The sequence below is a fragment of the Sphingomonas sp. Leaf32 genome (assembly GCF_001421765.1).
GTDB lineage: Bacteria > Pseudomonadota > Alphaproteobacteria > Sphingomonadales > Sphingomonadaceae > Sphingomonas.
Genome location: NZ_LMLA01000003.1, coordinates 82,591 through 104,217, shown reverse-complemented (window position 1 = coordinate 104,217; position 21,627 = coordinate 82,591). Strand labels below are relative to the sequence as shown.

At 67.0% G+C, this 21,627-nt stretch carries 27 protein-coding genes; 13 read left to right on the top strand and 14 right to left on the bottom strand.

Going from position 1 to position 21,627, the window contains the following annotated elements; all coding sequences use genetic code 11:
• Positions 1-9: 9 nt before the first annotated feature.
• From ASE83_RS06585 to ASE83_RS06570, 4 genes are read right to left on the bottom strand one after another with little or no spacing between them, the layout of a single operon-like run.
• Positions 10-1,014: a nucleotidyltransferase domain-containing protein gene (locus tag ASE83_RS06585; RefSeq protein ID WP_055786256.1), complete on the bottom strand. Its 1,005-nt coding sequence runs from the start codon at positions 1,012-1,014 to the stop codon at positions 10-12.
• Positions 1,011-1,874 carry an HprK-related kinase A gene (locus tag ASE83_RS06580; protein WP_055786261.1) on the bottom strand — a complete coding sequence of 288 codons (864 nt, stop codon included), beginning with the start codon at positions 1,872-1,874 and terminating at the stop codon, positions 1,011-1,013. The genes ASE83_RS06585 and ASE83_RS06580 overlap by 4 nt, the downstream gene beginning before the upstream one ends.
• Positions 1,871-2,143: an HPr-rel-A system PqqD family peptide chaperone gene (locus ASE83_RS06575; protein WP_235513112.1), complete on the bottom strand. Its 273-nt coding sequence runs from the start codon at positions 2,141-2,143 to the stop codon at positions 1,871-1,873. The genes ASE83_RS06580 and ASE83_RS06575 overlap by 4 nt, the downstream gene beginning before the upstream one ends.
• Positions 2,144-2,150: 7 nt before the next feature.
• Positions 2,151-2,546 carry a hypothetical protein gene (locus ASE83_RS06570; RefSeq protein ID WP_055786264.1) on the bottom strand — a complete coding sequence of 132 codons (396 nt, stop codon included), beginning with the start codon at positions 2,544-2,546 and terminating at the stop codon, positions 2,151-2,153.
• Between the two features lie 296 nt (positions 2,547-2,842).
• Between ASE83_RS06570 and ASE83_RS06565 the strand changes: the two genes are divergently transcribed.
• From ASE83_RS06565 to ASE83_RS06530, 8 genes are all read left to right on the top strand, one after another.
• A complete protein-coding gene (locus tag ASE83_RS06565) occupies positions 2,843-4,045 on the top strand; it encodes an ATP-binding protein (RefSeq protein WP_055786267.1) in 1,203 nt (400 codons plus the stop codon).
• 34 nt (positions 4,046-4,079) lie between these two features.
• On the top strand, positions 4,080-5,144 hold the full coding sequence (locus tag ASE83_RS06560; protein ID WP_055786271.1) for a substrate-binding domain-containing protein: 1,065 nt from the start codon (positions 4,080-4,082) through the stop codon (positions 5,142-5,144).
• The gene (pstC, locus tag ASE83_RS06555; protein ID WP_055786274.1) at positions 5,144-6,526 is read left to right on the top strand and encodes a phosphate ABC transporter permease subunit PstC; all 1,383 of its coding nucleotides are present in this window, start codon (positions 5,144-5,146) and stop codon (positions 6,524-6,526) included. The genes ASE83_RS06560 and pstC overlap by 1 nt, the downstream gene beginning before the upstream one ends.
• A gap of 79 nt (positions 6,527-6,605) precedes the next feature.
• Positions 6,606-7,817, top strand: a complete 1,212-nt coding sequence (gene pstA / locus ASE83_RS06550; protein WP_082443169.1) for a phosphate ABC transporter permease PstA — start codon at positions 6,606-6,608, stop codon at positions 7,815-7,817.
• Complete coding sequence (gene pstB / locus ASE83_RS06545; RefSeq protein WP_055786279.1) at positions 7,817-8,599, top strand: phosphate ABC transporter ATP-binding protein PstB; 783 nt, start codon at positions 7,817-7,819, stop codon at positions 8,597-8,599. Before pstA ends, pstB begins: the two co-directional genes overlap by 1 nt.
• 10 nt (positions 8,600-8,609) lie before the next feature.
• Positions 8,610-9,311 carry a phosphate signaling complex protein PhoU gene (gene phoU / locus ASE83_RS06540; protein ID WP_055786282.1) on the top strand — a complete coding sequence of 234 codons (702 nt, stop codon included), beginning with the start codon at positions 8,610-8,612 and terminating at the stop codon, positions 9,309-9,311.
• A 2-nt stretch (positions 9,312-9,313) separates the two neighbouring features.
• Complete coding sequence (gene phoB, locus ASE83_RS06535) at positions 9,314-10,006, top strand: phosphate regulon transcriptional regulator PhoB (protein WP_055786285.1); 693 nt, start codon at positions 9,314-9,316, stop codon at positions 10,004-10,006.
• Between the two features lie 78 nt (positions 10,007-10,084).
• On the top strand, positions 10,085-10,459 hold the full coding sequence (locus ASE83_RS06530) for a hypothetical protein (protein ID WP_055786288.1): 375 nt from the start codon (positions 10,085-10,087) through the stop codon (positions 10,457-10,459).
• A gap of 57 nt (positions 10,460-10,516) precedes the next feature.
• Here the strand turns inward: ASE83_RS06530 and ASE83_RS06525 are convergent, their stop codons facing one another.
• Entirely contained in the window at positions 10,517-11,092 is a 576-nt protein-coding gene (locus tag ASE83_RS06525) for a nucleotidyltransferase family protein (protein WP_055786293.1), read from the bottom strand.
• A gap of 141 nt (positions 11,093-11,233) precedes the next feature.
• Here ASE83_RS06525 and ASE83_RS06520 point away from each other — a divergent pair, with 141 nt between their 5' ends.
• Positions 11,234-12,259, top strand: a complete 1,026-nt coding sequence (locus ASE83_RS06520; protein ID WP_055786296.1) for a hypothetical protein — start codon at positions 11,234-11,236, stop codon at positions 12,257-12,259.
• A 165-nt stretch (positions 12,260-12,424) separates the two neighbouring features.
• Here the strand turns inward: ASE83_RS06520 and ASE83_RS06515 are convergent, their stop codons facing one another.
• Together ASE83_RS06515 and epsC are read right to left on the bottom strand one after the other, a co-directional pair.
• On the bottom strand, positions 12,425-12,766 hold the full coding sequence (locus tag ASE83_RS06515) for a DUF2794 domain-containing protein (protein WP_055786298.1): 342 nt from the start codon (positions 12,764-12,766) through the stop codon (positions 12,425-12,427).
• A complete protein-coding gene (gene epsC, locus ASE83_RS06510; RefSeq protein ID WP_055786301.1) occupies positions 12,766-13,449 on the bottom strand; it encodes a serine O-acetyltransferase EpsC in 684 nt (227 codons plus the stop codon). Before epsC ends, ASE83_RS06515 begins: the two co-directional genes overlap by 1 nt.
• Positions 13,450-13,599: 150 nt before the next feature.
• Between epsC and ASE83_RS06505 the strand changes: the two genes are divergently transcribed.
• Positions 13,600-14,361 carry a sulfite exporter TauE/SafE family protein gene (locus tag ASE83_RS06505; protein ID WP_055786304.1) on the top strand — a complete coding sequence of 254 codons (762 nt, stop codon included), beginning with the start codon at positions 13,600-13,602 and terminating at the stop codon, positions 14,359-14,361.
• A 211-nt stretch (positions 14,362-14,572) separates the two neighbouring features.
• Here ASE83_RS06505 and ASE83_RS06500 read toward each other — a convergent pair whose 3' ends face one another.
• Both ASE83_RS06500 and ASE83_RS06495 read right to left on the bottom strand, forming a co-directional pair.
• On the bottom strand, positions 14,573-15,094 hold the full coding sequence (locus ASE83_RS06500; protein ID WP_055786307.1) for a carboxymuconolactone decarboxylase family protein: 522 nt from the start codon (positions 15,092-15,094) through the stop codon (positions 14,573-14,575).
• Between the two features lie 112 nt (positions 15,095-15,206).
• The gene (locus tag ASE83_RS06495) at positions 15,207-15,749 is read right to left on the bottom strand and encodes a peroxiredoxin (RefSeq protein WP_055786310.1); all 543 of its coding nucleotides are present in this window, start codon (positions 15,747-15,749) and stop codon (positions 15,207-15,209) included.
• A gap of 125 nt (positions 15,750-15,874) precedes the next feature.
• Between ASE83_RS06495 and ASE83_RS06490 the strand changes: the two genes are divergently transcribed.
• Positions 15,875-16,777, top strand: a complete 903-nt coding sequence (locus ASE83_RS06490; RefSeq protein WP_055786313.1) for a hydrogen peroxide-inducible genes activator — start codon at positions 15,875-15,877, stop codon at positions 16,775-16,777.
• A gap of 106 nt (positions 16,778-16,883) precedes the next feature.
• Positions 16,884-17,555, top strand: a complete 672-nt coding sequence (locus tag ASE83_RS06485) for a fasciclin domain-containing protein (protein WP_082443163.1) — start codon at positions 16,884-16,886, stop codon at positions 17,553-17,555.
• A gap of 402 nt (positions 17,556-17,957) precedes the next feature.
• Here the strand turns inward: ASE83_RS06485 and ASE83_RS06480 are convergent, their stop codons facing one another.
• From ASE83_RS06480 to pgsA, 3 genes are read right to left on the bottom strand one after another with little or no spacing between them, the layout of a single operon-like run.
• On the bottom strand, positions 17,958-18,404 hold the full coding sequence (locus tag ASE83_RS06480; RefSeq protein WP_055786317.1) for a molybdenum cofactor biosynthesis protein MoaE: 447 nt from the start codon (positions 18,402-18,404) through the stop codon (positions 17,958-17,960).
• Positions 18,401-18,658, bottom strand: a complete 258-nt coding sequence (moaD, locus tag ASE83_RS06475) for a molybdopterin converting factor subunit 1 (RefSeq protein ID WP_055786321.1) — start codon at positions 18,656-18,658, stop codon at positions 18,401-18,403. The genes ASE83_RS06480 and moaD overlap by 4 nt, the downstream gene beginning before the upstream one ends.
• The gene (pgsA, locus tag ASE83_RS06470) at positions 18,658-19,224 is read right to left on the bottom strand and encodes a CDP-diacylglycerol--glycerol-3-phosphate 3-phosphatidyltransferase (protein WP_055786324.1); all 567 of its coding nucleotides are present in this window, start codon (positions 19,222-19,224) and stop codon (positions 18,658-18,660) included. The genes moaD and pgsA overlap by 1 nt, the downstream gene beginning before the upstream one ends.
• A 125-nt stretch (positions 19,225-19,349) precedes the next feature.
• Here pgsA and ASE83_RS06465 point away from each other — a divergent pair, with 125 nt between their 5' ends.
• Entirely contained in the window at positions 19,350-20,654 is a 1,305-nt protein-coding gene (locus tag ASE83_RS06465) for an MFS transporter (RefSeq protein WP_055786327.1), read from the top strand.
• A 4-nt stretch (positions 20,655-20,658) separates the two neighbouring features.
• Here ASE83_RS06465 and ASE83_RS18785 read toward each other — a convergent pair whose 3' ends face one another.
• On the bottom strand, positions 20,659-20,811 hold the full coding sequence (locus ASE83_RS18785) for a hypothetical protein (protein ID WP_162237159.1): 153 nt from the start codon (positions 20,809-20,811) through the stop codon (positions 20,659-20,661).
• 80 nt (positions 20,812-20,891) lie between these two features.
• Positions 20,892-21,596 carry a Crp/Fnr family transcriptional regulator gene (locus tag ASE83_RS06460; protein WP_200931505.1) on the bottom strand — a complete coding sequence of 235 codons (705 nt, stop codon included), beginning with the start codon at positions 21,594-21,596 and terminating at the stop codon, positions 20,892-20,894.
• Positions 21,597-21,627: the final 31 nt, after the last annotated feature.

The following is a 21,627-nucleotide window of genomic DNA, read 5'->3' as shown; positions in this document are numbered from 1 at the left end:
GCGAACCCCCTACTTCTTCTTCCGAAACTTTGTCCAAAGATGCCGCGCCAGCATGGCAGGCGGCATCCGCAGCCAGTGCGAGCGGACATAGAAACCGAACTCGGTGCCCTTGTGCCGCAATCGCCCCCAGCCATCGCGCGCCAGCAGCCGCCGGGCGAACAACGCATCCGACGCCACCGGCTCCCCACCGCCCGGCGTCCCATAGATCCGCCGCGCCAGCCTGAGCGCCCGCGCCACCGCGTCCGACAGTTGATGCCGCGCCGCCCGCTCGGTCAGCGCCGCGACGAACCCGGCATCCCGCTCGACAAACTCGCGCACCAGCCGGTCGATGTCCCACAAATTGCGCAAGCCACCCTGCAGGTCGCCATCGGCGAACAGATGCGCAGCGGCATGGACCACCATGTCCTCCGGGCACAGCACCGACAGCCCGCCCGCCAGCAGCACCGCATCGGCGATCAGCGCCGCCACATCGGGCGTCGGCCGCGCGGTCGGCGGGAGGATGGTGTGATGGACGTCGATCATCCGGTCCCGCTCCCGGTGGATCAGCGGCGGCAGTTCGTGCATCCAGCGGCGATAATAGGCGTCGTCATAGGGGTCGGGCTTCACCCATTCCCACCCCGCCGCCAGCAACGCCGCCTCCACCGCGTCTAGGGTGTAGCGCGGCACGAGGATGTCGAGGTCGCCGATCGCCCGCCCCCGCCCCGCGTCCAGCCCGGCGGCGACGAAGGCGGTGCCCTTCAGCAGCACGACCGGCACATTGAGCGAGGCGAGCGCCCGCCGCGCCGCCTCCGCCTCCCACAGCGCCGCCACCCGGCCCTGTTCGGCCGACGCGCGCGCATCGGCCAGGATGCGCGCGGCGGCGGGCGGAACCGGCAGTCCTTCCAGCCGTGTCGCGACGCTGCCGATCAACTGTTCCGCCCGCGCCGCCGCGATCAATGCGTTCCACTGATCGGCCGTCAGCGTTTCCGCCCGCGCCGGATCGGTCAGCACCGCAGCGACCAGCGCGCCGCTCATGCGAGGTCGCTCCACAAGCGCTCGACCAGCGCCAGCGCGGTGTCGGTGTCTGGATAATCGATCGCCCGCACCGGCAGCCGCCCGACCAGGCCGGTCAGCGCATCGAAGCCGCGCTCACCCATCGCGACGTAATTGGTCGACGCCTGGGTCAGCCGCACGAAGGTTTCGGCCGGCGCGACCACGCGCACCTCGCCTGGCCGTCCGAAGGTCGGGAACAGCAGCAGCGCAGGCGTGGCGGGCCGGTCCATCGCGGCGATCGCGGCGGCATCGGGAACGAGGTGGCGGATATCCCCCTTCGGCGTGGCCGGCAGCAACGGCCCGAAGCGCCCCTCCGGCGCGGCGCGCTCCATAACCCCGATCGCCGCATTCTTCAGGCTGATGAGCCGGGGAAAGGCATGGATCAGCCCGCTCGCCGGATCGAGCAACGCGAATTCGTCGCCCATCAACCGCCAGCCGCGCGTCATCAGCAGTGCGGCCAGTGTGGACTTGCCCGCCCCGGACTCGCCGGTCATCAGCAGCGCGCGACCGTCGCGCTCGACCGCCGAGGCGTGGAGCAGCAGGTAGCGGCGCTGCGCCAGCGCCATCTGCAGATTCATCCCCATCTCGGCGGCGAGCAGCCCTTGGGCCAACGGCAGGGGCGCGGCGTCCGAGATGGTAAAGTCGCCGCCGATCATCACCGATGGCCGCACGACCCGCCGCCATGGTCGCGCGGCGAACAGGCGGACGTTGAAATCGACGATCCCGTCCTCGGGCTGCGGATAGTCACGGTACAGGGTGCGCAAACCGTCGATCGGACCACGCCAGTCGCTGCCGATGCGAAACCCGACCGGCCCGATGCGCAGCGTCGTGCCGTATCTCATAGCCGCTCGACCAGCCCGGTATCGGCCAGTTCGTCCAGCCGCGCGGTGAGCGCCGCCACATCGCCGTCAGGCAGGTCGAACCGCTCGGCCAGCGCCGCCAGCAGTTCGTCGGCGGTCATCGCCCGATCGGCTAACAGGTCGAGCATCTCGGGCACCGGCGGGGCGACTACATGGGTCTGCCCCGACGCGCGGTGATAGATCGCGCTGAGCCGGTCGAGCGCCACGACCCGCAAGGCAGCAGCCGGCGGCGCGCGATAGCGTGCCGGCACGCTACCGTCAGCCGCGCGGCATCTGGAGCGAGGCGAAGCAGGTGAAGCCGCTGGTCCCGTTCTGCAACCGCTGGACATATTTCAGGTACGCGCGGGTGGTGTCGCCATCGGCGCCGGGCAGATTCTGCCCCTTCATCGCCAGCTTGACCTGTTCGCCGGTGAAGGGACGGTTGGCACCGGGGAACGCGCCGGGCGTGCCGGGGGCGACGACCTGTCCGTCCGCCGCGATCAGCTGGCCCGCGCGGGCGCGGTCGGGGATCGGGATTTCGCAGGTCATGATCGACGCCTGGGTCTGCGCCAGGGCCGGGCGGATCGACACCACCGCCGACGCGCCGGCCGCGCCGATCAGCAGCGTGCGGCGCGCGAGCTTGCCATCAGGCGAGGGGTTGGGCGTGTCGGTCATGCGCCATCTTCCCCAACCCTGCGGAATTCGCAATCGCAAAGAGGGTTAACCCGTCCAATCGCGGGGCATTGCCGGCGGCTGCGACCACAAGCGGTGTCACCCCGGACTCGTTCCGGGGGCCACCACGCCGCAAACGCCGACGATAGAAGCTCGAAAAGCATCGATTGCCGCGCCGTGGACCCAGGAACCAATCCGGGGTGACGATGGGGGCGGGAATGTCGATTTGTCCCGATGAGCCACGCCCTTCCTAGGTCACGGTCCTTGTTCCGGACCGCTTTGGCCCCTAATCGGAGGCGATGGACGAATTCGGCCCCCGCCTGCCCCTCGCGCTCGTCATCGCGATCGGTGTCGCCCTGCTGGCGCTGCTGCTGGGCGCCGGGATCAACGCCAGTGCGGTCGTGGCTGTAGGCGCGGTCGCCGCCGTGCTGGTCGCCGGACTGCACCCACCCGAACGGGGGACGAGCGAATCGACCGATACCGCGCGCCAGCACGTCGCCCACGCGACGCAGGCGGTGATCGATGCGGTCGACGAACCGATCCTCGTCATCGCCGCCGGCCATGTGGAGACCGCGAACCCCGCCGCGCTGGCGCTGCTCGGCCAGCATATCGTCGGCGGCGACGTTCGCCTCGCCATCCGCCACCCGGCCGCCGCCGAACGGCTGTTCGGCACGCGCGACGACCGCGAACCCGTCGGGTTGGTCGGCCTTGGCGCGCGGGACCAGAGCTGGGAAATGCGCATCCGTCCGCTCGCCGATGATCGCCGATTGGTGCATTTGGTCGATCGCACCGGCAACCGCGCGACCGAACGGATGCGGGTCGATTTCGTCGCCAATGCCAGTCACGAACTGCGCACCCCGCTCGCCTCGCTGCTGGGCTTCATCGAAACGCTGCGTGACGAAGCGGGCGAGGACGCGGGCGTGCGGGAACGCTTCCTGAAGGTCATGAACGACGAAGCGCGGCGGATGCAGCGGCTGATCGACGACCTGATTTCCTTGAGCCGGATCGAGGCGGAGAAATACCGCCCGCCCGACCAGATGGTCGACCTGTCGGCGATGGTGCCGGCGGTGCGCGACGAACTGGCCGCGACCAACCCCACGCGCGGCGCGGACATCCTATTGTCGGTCGCGCCTGGCGTGGTCGTGATCGGCGACCGGGCGCAATTGTCGCAGCTGCTGCACAACGTCATGGGCAATGCGATGAAATATGGCCGCGCCGGAACGCCGGTCGAAATAAGTCTGACGCCCAGCGACATGATGGGCGCGCTGGTGGTGCGCGACCATGGCGAAGGGGTGGCGATCGAGCATTTACCGCGCCTGACCGAACGATTTTATCGGGTGGATTCAGGGCGAAGTCGCGCATTGGGCGGCACCGGTCTGGGCCTTGCCATCGTCAAGCATATCGTCGAACGCCATCGCGGCCGGCTCGATATCGGCAGCGTGGTGGGCGACGGCACGACGGTTTCCGTCCTGCTGCCCCTGCACGGTGTCATAAAGCCGTAACGCCATGGTAACACAGGACGGCGGAGCGTCGCGAATGACCGTATACGCCGATGGAAACTGGAACCGCATGACCCGCCGGATCGCGTCCGTCCTGGCCCTCGGCCTCGCGCTCACTGCGTGCGAGCCGCAGACGTCGCGCGACCATATCCGCGTCGTCGGGTCGTCGACCGTCTATCCCTTCACCACCGCCGTCGCCGAAATGCTGGTCAATGCGAATCCCGACCTGCGCGCGCCTTTGGTCGAATCGACCGGCACCGGCGCGGGCGCGGCGCTGTTCTGCGCCGGGATCGGCCCGCAGCATCCCGACATCCTCGACGCGTCGCGCCGGTTGAAGAAATCGGAATATGCGACCTGCGCGTCGCACGGCGTTAAGGACATCATGGAGGTGCAGGTCGGCGTCGATGGCGTCGCGCTGGCCGAATCGAACAACGGGCCGAAGCTGAAACTCAGCAAGCGCGACGTCTACATGGCGCTCTCGGCCAATCCGCTGGGCAAGCCCAACACCGCGCGGATGTGGAACGAGATCAACCCGGCACTGCCCGCGATTCCCATCCAGTTCTTCGGTCCGCCCGCCACCAGCGGCACGCGCGACGCGCTGGTCGAACTCATCATGGTCCCGGCCTGCGAGGCGGCGATGCCCGAGGTCAAAGCGATCAAGACCAGCGACAAGGACCGGTACGAAGACATCTGCACCCGCATCCGCGAGGACGCGGCCTATGTCGACAAGGGCGAGAACGACAATCTGATCGTCCAGAACCTGTCGACCAACCCCAACGCCATCGGCATCTTCGGCTATTCCTATCTGGAGGAAAACAAGTCGCGGCTGCACGGCGTGCCGATCGACGGGATCGTGCCGACCTATGACAGCATCGCCGATGGCAGCTATCCCGGCGCCCGGCCGCTGTTCATCTATGTCAAGAAAGCGCACATCAAACCCGTGCCCGGCATGATCGACTTCCTGACCATGTATGCGAAGTCGTGGGACCCGGACGGGCCGCTGACCCGGCGGGGCATGATCGCCGCGCCCGCCGCCGTCCGCGCCGAATCGACCGCCGAGATCAAGGACCAGACCCCGATGAACCCGGCAGGGCTGCACTGATGCACGGCCTGACCCTCGTCCTGATGATGCTGGGCCTTGGCGGGATCGGCTGGATGGTCGCGCGTGCGCGGGCCGCCCGCTTCGCCAAGCCCGCCACCGCCGCCGATCGCCCCAATTCGCTACCCAGCCAGCATGGCTGGCACATGGCGATCTGGATCGCCGCGCCCGCGCTGCTGTTCCTCAGCATCTGGAGCGCGGTGTCGCCTGCCTTGGTGCGCGACGCGGTGCTGTCGACGCCCGCTGCCGCCGGACTGCCCGGCCCCGGCTTCGAACGCTCAGCGATCCTGGCCGAGGCGCGCTCGCTGGCGCTGGGCAACGCCTATGGGGCGTTCAACCCGCAGGCCGAGGTGCTGGCCCCGGCCTATGCCGCCGCGCAGAGCCGCTATGACTGGATCGGCACCACGCTCGCCGTCCTGCTCGCTTTTGCCGGCGGTGCGTTCGCCTTTACCCGCATCCGCCCCGATTACCGGGCGCGCACGCAGGTCGAACGCGCGGTGATGCTGGCGCTGCTGGTCGCGTCGCTGATCGCGATCCTGACCACGCTCGGCATCTTCCTGTCGCTGGTGATCGAAAGCTGGCGCTTCTTCCGCATCGTGCCGGTCACCGATTTCCTGTTCGGCACCAACTGGAGCCCGCAGGTCATCCGCTCGAACGATCCGGGTGCGACGCTGGGCGCGGTGCCGCTGTTCTGGGGCACCTTCTTCATCGGCGCGGTGATCGCGATGATCGTCGCCATCCCGTTCGGGCTGATGAGCGCGATCTACCTGACGCAATATGCCCGGCCGACCGTCCGCAAGTGGATGAAGCCGATCCTCGAGATCCTCGCGGGCGTGCCGACCGTCGTCTATGGCTATTTCGCCGCGCTGACCGTCGGGCCGGCGATCCGCGACCTCGCGGTGATGCTGGGGATGCCGTTCGCCAGTTCGGAAAGCGCGCTTGCCGCCGGACTGGTGATGGGCGTGATGATTATCCCGTTCGTCTCCTCGATGGCCGACGATTCGATCGCGGCCGTGCCGCAATCGATGCGCGACGGCAGCCTCGCGATGGGGGCAACCACCAGCGAGACGATCGCCAAAGTGCTCCTGCCCGCTGCGCTGCCGGGCGTCGTCGCGGGCGTGCTGCTCGCCGTTTCCCGCGCGATCGGCGAGACGATGATCGTCGTCATGGCCGCCTCGGGTGCGGCGTCGATCACGCTCAACCCGTTCGAAAGCGCGACCACCGTCACCAAGCAGATCGTCGACCTGCTGACCGGCGAGGCCGAGTTCGACAGCCCGAAGACGCTCGCCGCCTTCGCGCTGGGCCTCACGCTGTTCGTGATTACCTTCCTCCTCAACGTCGTCGCGCTGCGCGTCGTGAAACGGTATCGGGAAGCCTATGAATAGTCCTGCCAACGTCGCCGGATCGCCCGCGATCGATCGCGACGTGCCGGAACGCGTGCCGACCGACTGGAAGACGGGGGTCATGCAGAAGCGCATCCGCCGCCGCTATGCCGCCGAACGCCGCTTCCGCTTCTTCGGGCTGGCGGCCGTCGTCCTGTCGGGCGGGTTCCTCGCCTTCCTGCTCGTCACGATGTTGATGAGCGGGATCGGCGGATTCCAGCGGACGTTGGTCACGCTGCCGATCGACTTCCCCGCCGCCGGGCTGGAGGTCGACCGCGCGCAGCTGAAGACGCGCGGCGCCGATCTGGCGCTGGCCGGTGCCGGTCTCGAAAACACCGTCAACGGCACGGCGGCGGCCGCGTTCGGCGAGGACAATCGCGTCATCTCCGACAGCGCGTGGCTGACGGTGCGCGAGGCGATCAAGGCCGACCCGTCGATCCTGTCGCGTAAGGTCAGCATCCCCGTCCCCGCCGCACCGGGGATCGAGGAAGCAGCGAAGGCTGATGGCGAGCCGGCGGACGAGGCGCTGGTCGCCCGGCTCGAACGGGCCGGCACGATCTCCACCGGGTTCAACACCGACTTCTTCCAATCGGCCGATTCGACCGATCCGACCGCGGTCGGCATCTGGGGCGCGCTGAAAGGCTCGCTGATGACGATGCTCGTCACGCTGCTGATCGCCTTTCCGGTCGGTACGCTGTCGGCGTTGTATCTAGAGGAATATGCCCCGCGGAACCGCTGGACCGATCTGATCGAGGTATCGATCAACAACCTCGCGGCGGTGCCCTCGATCATCTTCGGCCTGCTCGGCCTGGCGGTGTTCCTCGGCACGCTCAACCTGCCGCGCTCCGCGCCGATCGTCGGCGGCCTGACGCTGGCCCTCATGATTATGCCGGTCATCGTCATTGCCGCGCGCAACGCGATCAAGGCGGTGCCGCCCTCGATCCGCGACGCGGCCTTGGGCATCGGCGCGTCGAAGGTGCAAGTGGTGTTCCACCATGTCCTGCCGCTCGCCCTGCCCGGCATCCTGACCGGCACGATCATCGGCATGGCGCGTGCGCTGGGCGAGACCGCGCCGTTGCTGATGATCGGGATGCGCGCCTTCATCAGCCAGCCGCCGCAGGGCTTTGCCGACCCGGCGACCGTGCTGCCGGTGCAGATCTTCCTGTGGTCCGATCAGGTCAGCCGCGGCTTCATCGAAAAGACCAGCGCGGCGATCCTCGTGCTGCTGGCGTTCCTCCTCGCGATGAACGCGCTCGCCATCTATCTCCGCAATCGCTTCGAGACCCGCTGGTAATGACCGACACCCATCTCCCCGCCGCCGTGCCGAAGCTGTCCGCGCGCGGCGTCGACGTATTCTATGGCCAGAAACAGGCGATCAAGGACGTGTCGATCGACATCGACATGGAACATGTCACTGCCTTTATCGGCCCGTCGGGCTGCGGCAAGTCGACCTTCCTGCGCACGATGAACCGGATGAACGACACCGTGTCGTCGGCCCGCGTCACCGGCGACATCCGGCTGGATGGCGAGGACATTTATTCGCCCGCGATGGACGTGGTGCAGTTGCGCGCGCGCGTCGGCATGGTGTTCCAGAAGCCGAACCCCTTCCCCAAATCGATCTACGAGAACGTCGCCTATGGCCCACGCATCCACGGGCTGGCAGGATCAAAGGGCGACATGGACGGCATCGTCGAACGCTCGCTGACCCGCGCGGGCCTGTGGAACGAGGTCAAGGACCGCCTGACCGACAGCGGCACCGCATTGTCGGGCGGACAGCAGCAGCGGCTGTGCATCGCCCGCGCGATTGCGGTCGACCCCGAAGTGATCCTGATGGACGAGCCGTGCAGCGCGCTCGACCCGATCGCGACGGCCAAGATCGAGGAGCTGATCCACGAATTGCGCGGCCGCTATGCCATCGCGATCGTGACGCACAACATGCAGCAGGCGGCGCGCGTGTCGCAGCGGACCGCCTTCTTCCACCTCGGCACGTTGGTCGAATATGGACGGACCTCGGACATCTTTACCAACCCCCGCCAGGAGCGCACAAAAGACTATATTACGGGCCGATATGGCTGAGGGGACGGACATGGCGACGGGCCACGAACACACGGTCAAGGCGTTCGATCGCGACATAGGCCATCTGCGCGCGCTGATTTCGCAGATGGGCGGCCTTGCCGAACAGGCGATCCACGACGCGATGCTGGCGCTGTCGCGCAACGACCCGGCGCTCGCCAAGCAGGTCCGCGCGAAGGACAAGGCAATCGACGCGATCGAGGCGGAGGTCGAAAAGCTGGTCGTCCGCGTCATCGCGCTGCGCGCGCCGATGGCCGACGACCTGCGCGAGGTGGTGGCGGCGCTCAAGATCGCGGCGGTAATCGAACGCATCGGCGACTATGCCAAGAACATCGCCAAGCGCGTGTCGTCGATCCATGGCGAAACCCACGATCCGCGCATCGAACCGCTCAGCATCCTGCCCGCCATGGCGCAGCTCGCCTCCGACATGGTTCACGACGTGCTCAACGCCTTTTCGGCGCGCGATGCGCAGGCGGCGGTCGAGATCTGCAAGCGCGACAATGCGCTCGACGATTATTACAACAGCATCTTCCGCGTACTGGTGACCTATATGGTCGAAAATCCCAAGACGATCAGCCAGGTTGCGCATCTGTTGTTCGTGGCCAAGAATCTGGAACGGATCGGCGACCATGCGACCAATGTCGCGGAAATGGTCTATTTCGCCGCCACTGGCCAGACGATGGCCGAGCGTGAAACCCAGGATTTCGCAGGATAATCATGAGCAAGGCACGCATGTTGCTGCTGGAAGACGACGCGGCGCTGGCCGAACTGATCGCCTTCCATTTCCAGCGCGAGGATTTCGAGGTCGTCCGCACGCACGAGGGCGAGGAGGCGCTGCTCCTCGCGCGCGAGGCGACGCCCGACATCGTGCTGCTCGACTGGATGGTCGAAGGGCTGTCGGGGATCGAGGTCTGCCGCCAGTTGCGCCGGCAGGCGGAGACGCAGAATGTCCCGATCATCATGCTGACTGCGCGCGGCGAGGAAGAGGACCGGGTCCGTGGCCTCGAAACCGGGGCGGACGATTATGTCACCAAGCCGTTTTCGCCGCGCGAACTGGTCGCGCGCGTCAATGCGGTGCTGCGCCGCGTGCGTCCGGCGCTGGCGGGCGAGGCGCTGACCTACGCCGATATCGAGATGGACACGGTGGGTCACCGCGTCCGGCGTGGGGGCGAAGTCGTGCCGCTCGGACCGACGGAATTCCGTCTTCTCAAACACTTCCTCGAACATCCCGGTTGGGTTTTCTCGCGCGAACGGCTGCTCGACGCAGTGTGGGGCCATGATTCGGACATCGAATCGCGTACCGTCGACGTACATATCCGGCGGCTGCGAAAGGCCATCAATGTCGGCGACCGGCCCGATATTATCCGGACCGTACGGTCGGCAGGATATGCTCTGGACGCGGCGGGCTGAAAACTTCGTCGGAAACCTTTTCGTGCTTGCACGTTTGGTTCGCAGCCTAAACGAAACAAGTCGAAAAGGAGTTTTCCGATGAAGACTGTCGCTTTCATGGCTGCCCTGCTGATGGGCAGCGCCGCCGTCGCACAGACCACCCCGCCGACGACGCCGCCGGCCGATGCCACCATGCAGCCGGGTACGACGACCGCGCCGACGCCGCCGGCCGACAACATGACCCCGCCGCCGGCCCCCGATGCGCCGGCAGCCCCGGCCGATCCGGCAGCGACCACCGCTGCCCCCGCGCCGATGGCCCCCCCGGCCCCGCCCGCCCCGATGGCAGGCGCACCGGCCGCCGGCCAGATCCAGTTCGCCCCGCCGCAGGTGACCCCGCCGCCGCCGGCGAAGGAAAGCTACCCGGTGTGCACGCGCACGCTGAAGGACGGCTGCCGTAATCCGGGCGGTCGCTAAGACCCTCCGGCCTGCGGGCAGATAACGGCGCCCCGCCCATCCGGCGGGGCGCCTTTTTCATGGGCATGGTCCAGCCGATCGCTCCGCCTCGCGCAACGACGGCCATGCCGTCAGCCATCCCTTCGATTGCACCCGGTCGGCATAGGCGGCGCGCTTGCTCGCGTGGAAGCGCGGTCCGGGCCGCAGGATCAGGTGCAGCAGGTCCGCCAGTCCCAGCGGAGCGGCCAGCTCGGCATCGTCGGTGCCGACTCTACGCACGGCCACCGCGGTCGCGGTTTCCGGCCAATATCGCATCGCCTCCGTCGCCGACGCATAGGGCGCGTCGCCATTGCGACGGTGCATTCTTGCCTGGTTCTTAACCGACCATGCAACATCCGGTGCCGTGGCGCGCAGCGCGGCTTCGTGCTGCCGATCGACCATCGCATCGTTGCAACACGGGTCGTACCATATCACGTCGACGTCTCCTGCCGGAGCGGACGGCGCACGACCGTGCAGGCGATCCCACACCGCGTTCCGGACGAAGCCCGCGCCGATCCAGCCATCGGGCAGATCGATGTCGCGGACGATCCCGAGTAGATGCCAGCGCAGCGGATCGTTCCGGAGCATGTTGATGACGTCGGCGGCGGTCTTCATCGGGCGATGCTATCGTGGCCGCCACCGATCCCGAACCGCAAATTTCGGGCGGGGTGGCGATCCGTGGCAGGTGCTCTGCCGATGTGTATTGCATAGCCAATACACACGTGTCATACTCAACCAATACAGGGAGGTAATGGCATGTATAGCGAAAGCGATCTGAACGGCGCGGTGGAGGCGGGGGCACTGTCGCGCGACGCCGCCGATGCGCTGCGGACGCATATCGCGCGGCAACGCGCGACCCCGGTGGTGGACGAGGAGCATTTCCGCCTGCTGACCGGGTTCAACGACATTTTCGTCTCGGTCGCACTCGCATTGCTGCTGGTGTCGCTCGCGTGGATCGGCGGCACGATCCTGACCCCACTCGGTGGGCTGGGCGTGGCCGGCGCGGCGTGGTTCCTTGCCGAATATTTCACCGCGCGCCGTCGCATGGCGCTGCCCAGCATCCTGCTGCTGCTCGCCTTTGTCGGCGGGGTCGCCGCGACGCTGGTCGGGGTCGTCGTCGAACTCGATCCGCAGAACCTGCCCGATCGCACGACCGCGATGATCTTCGCCGGCATCGGCGTCGTCTCGGCCGGCGCGGCATGGTTGCACTGGCGGCGGTTCATGGTGCCGATCACGGTCGCGGCGGGGGCAGCGGCACTGGTCGCGACCGTGGCCGCGTTGCTGGTCGCCGCCTTTCCGGCGCTCAAGGACAATGTCTACCCGGTGACGCTGCTGGGCGGGGTCGCGGTGTTCGCCGCCGCGATGCGCTGGGACCTGTCCGACCGCGACCGGCGCACGCGCCGCAGCGACGTCGCCTTCTGGCTGCACCTCGTCGCCGCACCGCTGATCGCGCATTCGCTGTTCCAGCTGCTCGGCGTGTTCGGGCCGAGCGTGACCCCACCGATGGCGGCGGTGGTGATCGCGCTCTACGTGGTGTTCGGCGTGGTGGCGCTGGCGGTCGATCGCCGCGCGCTGCTGGTGTCCAGCCTCGCCTATGTCCTCTACGCGCTCTACGCCCTGTTCGAGAAGGCGGGCGCAGTCGAGCTGTCGGCGGCGTTCACCGCCTTCGTCATCGGGTCCGCGCTGCTCACCCTGTCGGTTTTCTGGCAACCGATGCGCCGTACGGTGGTTGGGCTGCTGGGCGGCATCGGCGAACGCCTGCCGCCGGTGGCGATGGCCTGAATCCATTTCCTTACGAAGCGAACCTTGCGGCTCCGGGCAACCGGGGCCGTTTTTTTGTGTCCTCCCCTCGCCGCGAACGTCATCCCAGCGCAGGCTGGGATCTTCCTGTAACGGCGCGCGCACCTCGCCGCACGATGCCCCAGCCTGCGCTGGGGCGACGAAAGATCACTCCTCGACCAGCTTCATCAGCCGACGTTCGACCGGCGCCAGCACCGGCCCCAGCTCAGCACCCCGCTTCACGATCGCACCGGCCTCGCCCACCAGTGCCCACATGCCCTGCTTGTTGCGCAAGGCGGGGCGCTTCTCGATACGGAACTCCGGCCGTTCGGCGGCACGGCGGAATGCGCTGAACACCGCCGCATCGCGCCCCAGATCGATCGCATAGTCGCGCCAATGCCCGGCGGCGACCATCCGGCCATAAAGGTCGAGGATGCGGGTCAGTTCGGCGCGGTCGAAGCCGACCTGTCCCGGCTGGCGCTGTTGGGGAAAAGGAGTGACGATTCCCATCAGGCGCGATCGCGATGGTCCTGTTGCTCGGCGAGCAGCGCGTCGAGCTGCCGCTTGAGCGTTTCCACCTCGCACCGCAGCAGTTCGACCCGCTGCGTCTGGGGATCGAAATTGTCGCGGCATGGCGTGCCGTAGGGGACGAAGCGCGGATCGGCCGCCTGCCCGCCCTCGACCACCGTCGGGCGCGCCGGGATGCCGACGACCGTCGTTCCCTCCGGCACGTCCTTCGTCACCACCGCATTGGCGCCGACGCGTGCGCGCACGCCGATGGTGATCGGCCCCAGCACCTGCGCGCCCGACCCGATGATCGCGCCATCGCTGATCGTCGGATGCCGCTTGCCCGCGATGCCGTTGTCGGGGCTGGTCCCGCCCAGCGTCACATTCTGATAGATGGTCACGCCGTCGCCGATCTCGGCCGTCTCGCCGATCACGACGAAGCCATGGTCGATGAAGAAATGTCGGCCGATCGTCGCGCCCGGATGGATGTCGATCGCGGTCAGGAAGCGCGAGAAATGGTTGACCGCCCGCGCCGCGAAATACCACCGCGCGCGGAACAGCCGGTGCGACACCTTATGGAACGCGACCGCCCATACGCCGGGATAGGTCAGGATTTCGGCGCGCGACCGGGGCGCGGGATCGCGCGCCTTGATCGAATCCAGATAGCGCAACAGCCGCGCAACCATGGGCAGTCCCCTTTGTCTCGACCTGTGATGTAGGCGGCCTGCCCCCCATCGCCAAGTCGTACTGTAGGCGCAACAAACCCTATGTATCTTGTAGGCATTGTCGTTTGCCGCCATCACTGACCGCCGCTGCGCCATATCGAAGGGAATGGGATGTTCGAGAATATCGACTGGGTGCGTCTGGCCGAGTTCGTAGCCGCCGGATTTGCCGCCCAGATCGTCGATGGGGCGTTGGGCATGGCGTTCGGGGTAATTTCGTCGACCCTGCTGGTGAGCGTGCTGGGCGTGCCGCCCGCGACGGCATCGGCCAGCGTGCATGTCGTCGAATGCTTTACCACCGGCGTGTCGGGGATCAGCCATGTGCTGCACCGGAACGTGAACTGGAAGCTGTTCTGGCGACTGTTGCTGCCGGGTGTCGCCGGCGGCGTTACGGGCGCGTATCTGCTGTCGTCGCTCGACGCGTCGGTGACGCGGCCGTTCGTGATGACCTATCTGGCGGGCATCGGCCTGTACCTGTTGTGGCGCGGCCTGCGGAAGCCGCCGGAACCGAAGGAGCCGAAGGTCATCGCCCCGCTCGGGCTGGTCGGGGGATTCCTCGACGCGGCGGGCGGTGGCGGCTGGGGACCAGTCGTGACCTCCAACCTGCTGGTGCAGGGCGCCACCCCGCGCACGACGATCGGCACGGTAAACACGGTCGAATTCTTCCTGACCGTCAGCATCTCGGCGACGTTCCTGATCCATCTCGGGCTGGAGGCGTTCACCACCGCCGTCGCCGGGCTGCTGATCGGCGGCATCGTCGCCGCGCCGTTCGGGGCGATGTTCGCCAAGCATATCCCGGCACGCACGTTGCTGATCCTCGTCGGCATCGTGCTGACCGCGACCAGCCTGTACAGCGTCTACCGGGCGCTGTCGTAGCAGAAGAAGAAAAGAGAGATTGGTTCGCGCGGAGGCGCGGAGGCGCAGAGAGGTTGTGGCGTACGATCGTCCCGCGACAGCGGGTTTCCTGCGCTCGTCGCAGCGAACGAAAAGGCGGATCGCTACGCGATCGGTTTCCACGACCGCCCCCTCTCCGCGCCTCCGCGCCTCCGCGCGAACCAATATCCCTTCCTTCTACGGCAGTGTCCGGTTACGCCACCGCCGCGTGAACGGTAGCGACCGCCGCCAGCACCGCGCCGATCCGCACCGCGCCCTGAATGACCTCGGCCTTCACGCCGTGCTTCTTCAGCACGTCCTCATGCGCATCGATGCACATGCCGCAGCCGTTCATCGCCGACACCGCCAGGCTGAACAGTTCGAAATCGACCTTCTCGATCCCCGGCGCGGCGATGACGTTCATCCGCAGCTTGGCCGGCAGATTGCCATATTCCTTGTTCTTCGCGAGGTGGACGAAGCGGTAATAGACGTTGTTCATCGCCATCACCGCCGCCGCCGCGCGCGCCGCATTGGCCGCCTCGGGCGACAGCTTGTCGGCGACTTCCGCCTCGGCCGCCTCGACCAGCGGCTTGTGGCCGGTGGCGTGCGCGCAGGCCAGCATCGTGCCGAACTTCTTCTGCGGGTCCAGCACGGTTTCGTTCAGCAGCGAGCCGACGTTCAGGCGGATGTCCTTGGCGAAATCGGGCAGAGCGCCCGCAAATTCCTTGAGCGACATAGGTTCAATCTCCGTCAGATACACGACACCCCAGCCGACCGGGCAGGACGCCCGAATCCGCGCTGGGGTGCCGGAAAGTGGCGGGCGGGACGAATGCCCCGCCCGGATAAGATTACGCCGCGACCTGAAGGACGTCGTCGCCCTTGTTCCAGTTGCACGGGCACAGCTCGTCGGTCTGCAGCGCGTCGAGCACGCGCAGCGTCTCCGCCGGGTTGCGGCCGACGTTCAGGCCGTTGACCTGCACCGCCTGGATCACATTGTCCGGATCGATGATGAAGGTCGCGCGGAACGCGACATGCTCGTTCTTGTCGAGGATGCCGAGCGCATTGGCCAGCACCGCGCCATTGTCGGCGATCCACGGGAAATCGGCGGCGGCCAGATCTGGGTCCGACTTGCGCCACGCCAGATGGACGTGCGCGGTGTCGGTCGACGCACCGATCAGCACGGCGTCGCGATCGGCGAAGTCGTCCTTCAGCTCGCTATAACCGACGATCTCGGTGGGGCACACGAAGGTGAAGTCCTTCGGCCAGTAGAACAGCACCTTCCACTTGCCCGGGAACGCGTCGTGGCTGAGCGTCTCACCGGCCGGAAGGGCGCTCGTGCCCTGCTGCACGGGAACGGTGAATTCGGGGAGCTTGTCGCCAACGGTCAGCATGGAATGCCCTTTCAAATGGTGCGATGCGCACCGTGAATTGCTGCACCGCGATATAGGGTACGGTCCGCACCGATCCAATCGAATTTGCCCTTGGGATTGATCGATCGAGTGAATAAGTAGGCAGCATGTCGGTGTACCTGCCCACGCTGAAACAGCTCCAATATCTCGTCGCGCTACGCGATGCCGGTCATTTCGGTCGGGCGGCGGAGGCGTCGTTCGTCACCCAATCGACCCTGTCGGCCGGGATACGCGAACTGGAGACGCTGATCGGCGTCGTACTGGTCGAGCGCACCCGCCGCGTGGTGCGCTTCACCCCGCTCGGCGACAGCATCGTCGCCAAGGCGCGGACCGTGCTGCGCGAGGCGGAGGAACTGACCGACATGGCCCGCGCCGCCGGGCGGCCGCTGTCGGGCGAGATGCGGATGAGCGTCATCCCGACCATCGCCCCGTTCCTGTTGCCGCAGCTCCTCCCCCGCCTGCGCCGCGACTATCCCGAGCTGAAGCTGTATCTGCGCGAGGAACCGAGCGCGGCGGCGTGCGAGGGGCTGCACCATGGCCGCACCGATTGCGTGCTGCTGGCGCTGCCCTATGCCTGTGGCGAGGTGGAGACCGCGCCGCTGTTCGACGACCGGCTGTTCCTGGCGGTACCGGGCAACGATGCCGTTGCCGATACGACGCCGATGGTCGCCGACGACATCGATGCCGAACGGCTGCTGCTGCTCGAAGACGGCCATTGCCTGAAGGACCATGCCCTGCGCGCGTGCGAACAGCCGGAGGCGCGGGGGCAGGCGATGATGATGGGCACGTCGCTGCACACGATCGTCCAGATGGTCGACAACGGGCTGGGCACGACGATGCTGCCGCAAATGGCGATCGATGCCGGCATCCTCGACAATACCGGCGTCACCGCGCGACCGATCGAGGCGCAGAACGCGTCGCGTCGCATCGCATTGGTATGGCGGCGGGCCTCTCCGCGGGAGCGGGATTTTCGGCTGCTGGCAGAGGTACTTGCCGCGCACCGGACCTGACCGTTCGGGCGAGCCGGGAACCCTTTGCCCCGGAAAACCGTATTTCCCCGGTCGATGCCGCTCCCGGCATCGGATGTGTTCCTATCGCAACCACCGGAGAAAACCGATGATTCGCGCAACGATTTCCGCCGCCGCGCTCACCCTGTCGCTGACCGCCGCCGCCCATGCCCAGACCACGACGGCTCCGACCGCGCAGACCGGCGTGCAGACCGGCACCACCGCCACCGTACGAACCCCCGTGGGCGGCGTGACCGCCGGCGTACAGGCCGATGCAAACGCCACCGCCAAGGCACCGGTCATCGTCGGTGGCGCGCCGATGCTGCCGACCGCGACCATCGTCGCCAATGCGTCGAAGGCGAGCAACCTGACCACGCTGGTCAAGGCGGTGCAGGCCGCCGACCTGACAGCGACGCTGTCGGGACCGGGTCCGTTCACCGTGTTCGCGCCGACCAACGAAGCATTCGGCCGTCTCGCCCCCGGCACGCTCGACCAGTTGCTGAAGCCCGAGCAGAAGGCGTCGCTCTCCAAGCTGCTGACCTATCACGTCGTGGCCGGCAAGCTCGACGCGGCGGCGCTCAAGTCGCAGGTCGAAGCTGGCGGCGGCACCGCCACGCTGACCACCGTCGAGGGCCAGCCGCTCAAGGCGACACTGGAAAACGGCGCGCTGGTGCTGACCGATGTCGGCGGCGGCAAGAGCTATGTCACGCAATATGATGTCGAACAGTCTAACGGCATCGTTCATGTCGTTAACGGCGTGCTGGCCCCCAAGCTCGGCTGATCCGGGTTTACGGTTGACCTACGAAACCGGGCGGGAGCGATCCCGCCCGGTTTTCGTTTGGGGCCACTCCCTTCCCCGCCCACTCCGTTCGGTTCGAGCAGCTTCGAGGTTGTCGAGAAGAGTGTTGGGTGGACCATGCCCCGCATGGTCCAGGATTGTTCGGGGGACAATCCGACCCAACGCTCGTCGAGAACGCGTGCAGCAGGCGAAACCTCAGCAGGTCAGGTCCAGCGGAACCGCGTTCTCGATACGCGCTCTCGACTACGCTCGATCGCTACTCGAACCGAACGGATGAGAATGGGGATGGGCCGGAAGCCTTACGGGGAAGCACAGGAAACCCGTTCGTCCTGAGTAGCCATTGAGCGAAGTCGAAAGGGCGTATCGAAGGACCGGCCCCAAACGCTACGCCCCGCCTCCCCACCGCGCCGCCGCAACATCGTCGCTCGCCCGCGCCTCGACCCACCTCGCATCAGCACCCCGACGTTCCCGCTTCCAGAACGGCGCGCCGGTCTTCAGCCGGTCGATCAGGAACGCACACGCCTCCAGCGCCGCCCCGCGATGGCGCGCGGTCGTGGCGACGAACACCACCCGGTCGCCCGGCACCATCGGCCCGACCCGGTGGACGATCACCGCCTTCGCCAGCGTCCAGCGCCCGACCGCCTCTTCGCACAGCGCCTCCAGCGCGCGTTCGGTGGCACCCGGATAATGCTCCAACGCCAGTTCGGTGACGCCGTCGTCGCCGCGCACCAGCCCGGTGAAGGTCGCCACCGCCCCCGCATCGGCCACCTCGGCCGCAGCGAACTCGGCCGCCAGGTCGATCGGCGCGTCCTGCACGACAACGCGGATCATCCGCCGGTCACAGGGGGAAAGATCGCCACCTCGCGCGCGCCGGCCAGCGGCGTATCGAGCGGCACGAACGCCTGATCGACCGCCGCGCGCAGCCGCTGCCGGTCGGCGAACGCGGTCGCATAGCCGCCGCCTCGCGCACCGAGCCAGTCGACCAGATCGGCGACGGTCGCGACCCCGGCCGGCGGATCGACGCGCTCACTCGCCTGCCCGATCGCCTCCCGCACCCAGGCGAAATACAGCAGCTCGATCGCCATTACGTGTCCATGTGCTTCAGGCCGATGCGCAGATAGTCCCAGCCGGTGATCGCGGTCAGCACCGCCGCGCCCCACAGGCACACCAGCCCGGTGACGTGCACGAACGCGTAATTTGGCACCGCGCCCGCAAGGATCAACGCGCCGAACGCGACCAGCTGCAGCGTCGTCTTCCACTTGGCGAGCTGCGACACCGGCAAGGACACCTGGATCCCCGCCAGGAACTCGCGCAGCCCCGACACCGCGATCTCGCGCAGCAGGATGACGAGCGCGGCGATCAGGTGGATGCCGGTAATGATCGCGACGTCGTGCCGCGTGCCGACCAGCATCAGGATGACCGCGGCCACCATGATCTTGTCGGCGATGGGATCGAGGAACACGCCCAGCTTCGACACCGTGCCCTGCGCCCGCGCCAGATAGCCGTCGAAATAGTCGGTGATCCCCATCAGGCAGTAGAGCGCGAAGGCGATCGCATAGCCCGCCTCCCACATCGGCCACCACAGGAACGCGACCAGCAGCGGCACCGCCAGGATTCGCGACAACGTCAATATGTTGGGAAGCGTCAGCACGATGCTGCGCTTAGCATCCCCGGCGGGGCGGGCGAAAGCGGCAAAACGGCGTTGAAGCGGGCGGACGTGCTGGCTACACCCGAACCAACCAAGCCGACAGGCACGTAGATCAGGTCGTACCCGGAATGAATAATGCGCTGGGGTTGCTGAAGCAGCGCCGTTTCCTGCCGCTGTTCGTCACCCAGTTTCTGGGCGCGTTCAACGACAATCTGTTCAAGCACGCGATGGTATTGTTCGCGACCTATCAACTGTTCAAGGACCCGGCGAGCGAACAGAATTTCAATGCGCTCGCCACCGGCCTTGCGATTCTACCCTTCGTTTTGCTCTCCGCGCTGTCGGGACAACTGGCCGATACGCATGACAAGGCGCGGATCATCCGCATCGTGAAGACCGCCGAAATCGGCATCATGATCTATGGCGCGGCCGGGATGCTGGTCGCGCGGACGGGCTATGTCACGACCGGCGTGGTGATGATGCTGAGCGCCGTCGTCTTGCTCGGCGTCCATTCGACCTTTTTCGGGCCGATCAAATACGCGATCCTGCCGCAACATCTGGAGGATCATCAGGTGCTGGGCGGTACCGGCCTGATCGAGGCGGCAACGTATCTGTCGGTGCTGACCGGCACCATCGTCGCTGGCTGGATCAGCGTCGAATGGGCCGCCGGACTGGTGGTGGTCGTCGCGATCATCGGCTGGTTCACCGGGCGACAGGTGCCGCCGGCACCACGCAGCGGCCCCGAACTGGTCATCAACTTCAACCCCTTCACCTCGTCCTGGCACCTGATCGCGGCGACGATGCACATTCGCCGCCTGTTCCTCGCGATCATCGCCATCAGCTTCTTCTGGACGATCGGATCGGTGCTGATCGTGATCTTCCCGGTGCTGGTGAAGAACGTCCTGACCGCCGACCAGCAGGTCGCCTCGCTCACCATCGCGATCTTTTCGATCGGGGTCGCGATCGGATCGGTCATCATCAACGCGCTGCTGAAGGGCAAGATTTCGGCGCGCTATTCGCCCGCGTCGGTCATCGCGATGGCGGTGTGCGTGCTGGCCTTCGCGTTCGAGGCAAGGGCATGGACGCCCGCGCCGGGCGGCACGCTCTATGGCGCGCTCGACTTCGTCACCCATCCGCAATCGCTGCTGCTGCTGGCCACGCTGGCGCTGATCGCGATCTTCGGCGGCATGTTCGTCGTGCCGCTCTATGCGTTCCTGACGACGACCGTGACCAAGGACCAGACCGCGCGAACGGTGGCGGCGAACAACGTCGTCAACTGCGCGTCGATGACGGTCGGCGCGGTCAGCGTGATCCTGCTGACCAAGGCCGGGCTGGGTCCGACCGACATGCTGCTGATCGTCGCGGGCATGTGCCTCATATCTGCGTGGCTCGCATGGCGGCTGCACCGCGCCTGCGACGAAGGCTGCCCGGCCTGAGGTCCTATAGGAAGAACGTGTAGAAGCAGATGAAGAAGGCCGTGAAGCTGACGGTGAACAGCTTCAAGTCGCTATCTTCGCTGCGCACGGGCACGGCGGTCAGGCGCGGCAGCGTGGCGCGGAACGGGTGACGCGGGCGGGGGGCGTTCGGCTTCATCATGCCCCCGTTAACGCATTCTTTACTATTTCGTCGCCTGCCTCAAACGCAGGCAATTGTCCGATTGCGGGACGCCCGTGTCAGCCGACCGGTACCGCCCGGTCGAGATGCAGATAGGCCGGGGTGAACGACGCCACCGCGCACAACCGGTCGAGATCGAGAATGGTCAGCGTCCGCCCGCCCCATTCGATCAGCCCGTCGCGCCGCAATTCCTGTACCATGCGGTTGACGTGCACCGGGGTCAGGCCGGTCGCTTCGGCCAGATCCGCCTGCGTCAGCGGAAATTCGCACGTCGCCCCGGTGCACCGCCCGATTGTCCGCAACCGGAAATAGACTTCGCAGAACAGCAGCGCGATTCGCTCGCGCGCGCTGCGCAGGCCCAGGCTGGCGATCCATTCGCGCTGCGTGCCCATCACGACATGGCTGTTCCACCACAGCGCACGGGCGATGGCGCGATGCTCGCGGCCGAGCGCGTCCAGCGCGTCGGGCGCGACCTCGGCCACGGTCATCGCCGTGATCGTGCCGACCGCATGGTCGGTCCGCACCACCGCCTGCGGATGCGGATCGAACAGGTCGCCCGGCAGCAGCAGCGACAGCATCAGCCGCCGCCCATCGGACAATTGCCGATAGTGACAGCCCCACCCCTCCAGCACGAAATGCGCGAATCGCGGCACCTCGCCCTCCGCCACCACGTCGCGACGCGGCGCGATGACGCGCTGGCGCTGATCGAGCAGTGCGTCGATCGCCCGTCGGTCGGCATCGGTCAGTTCGGAAAATGCAAGCAATCGCGAACGAAAGCGCAGGTCACGGCCCCCA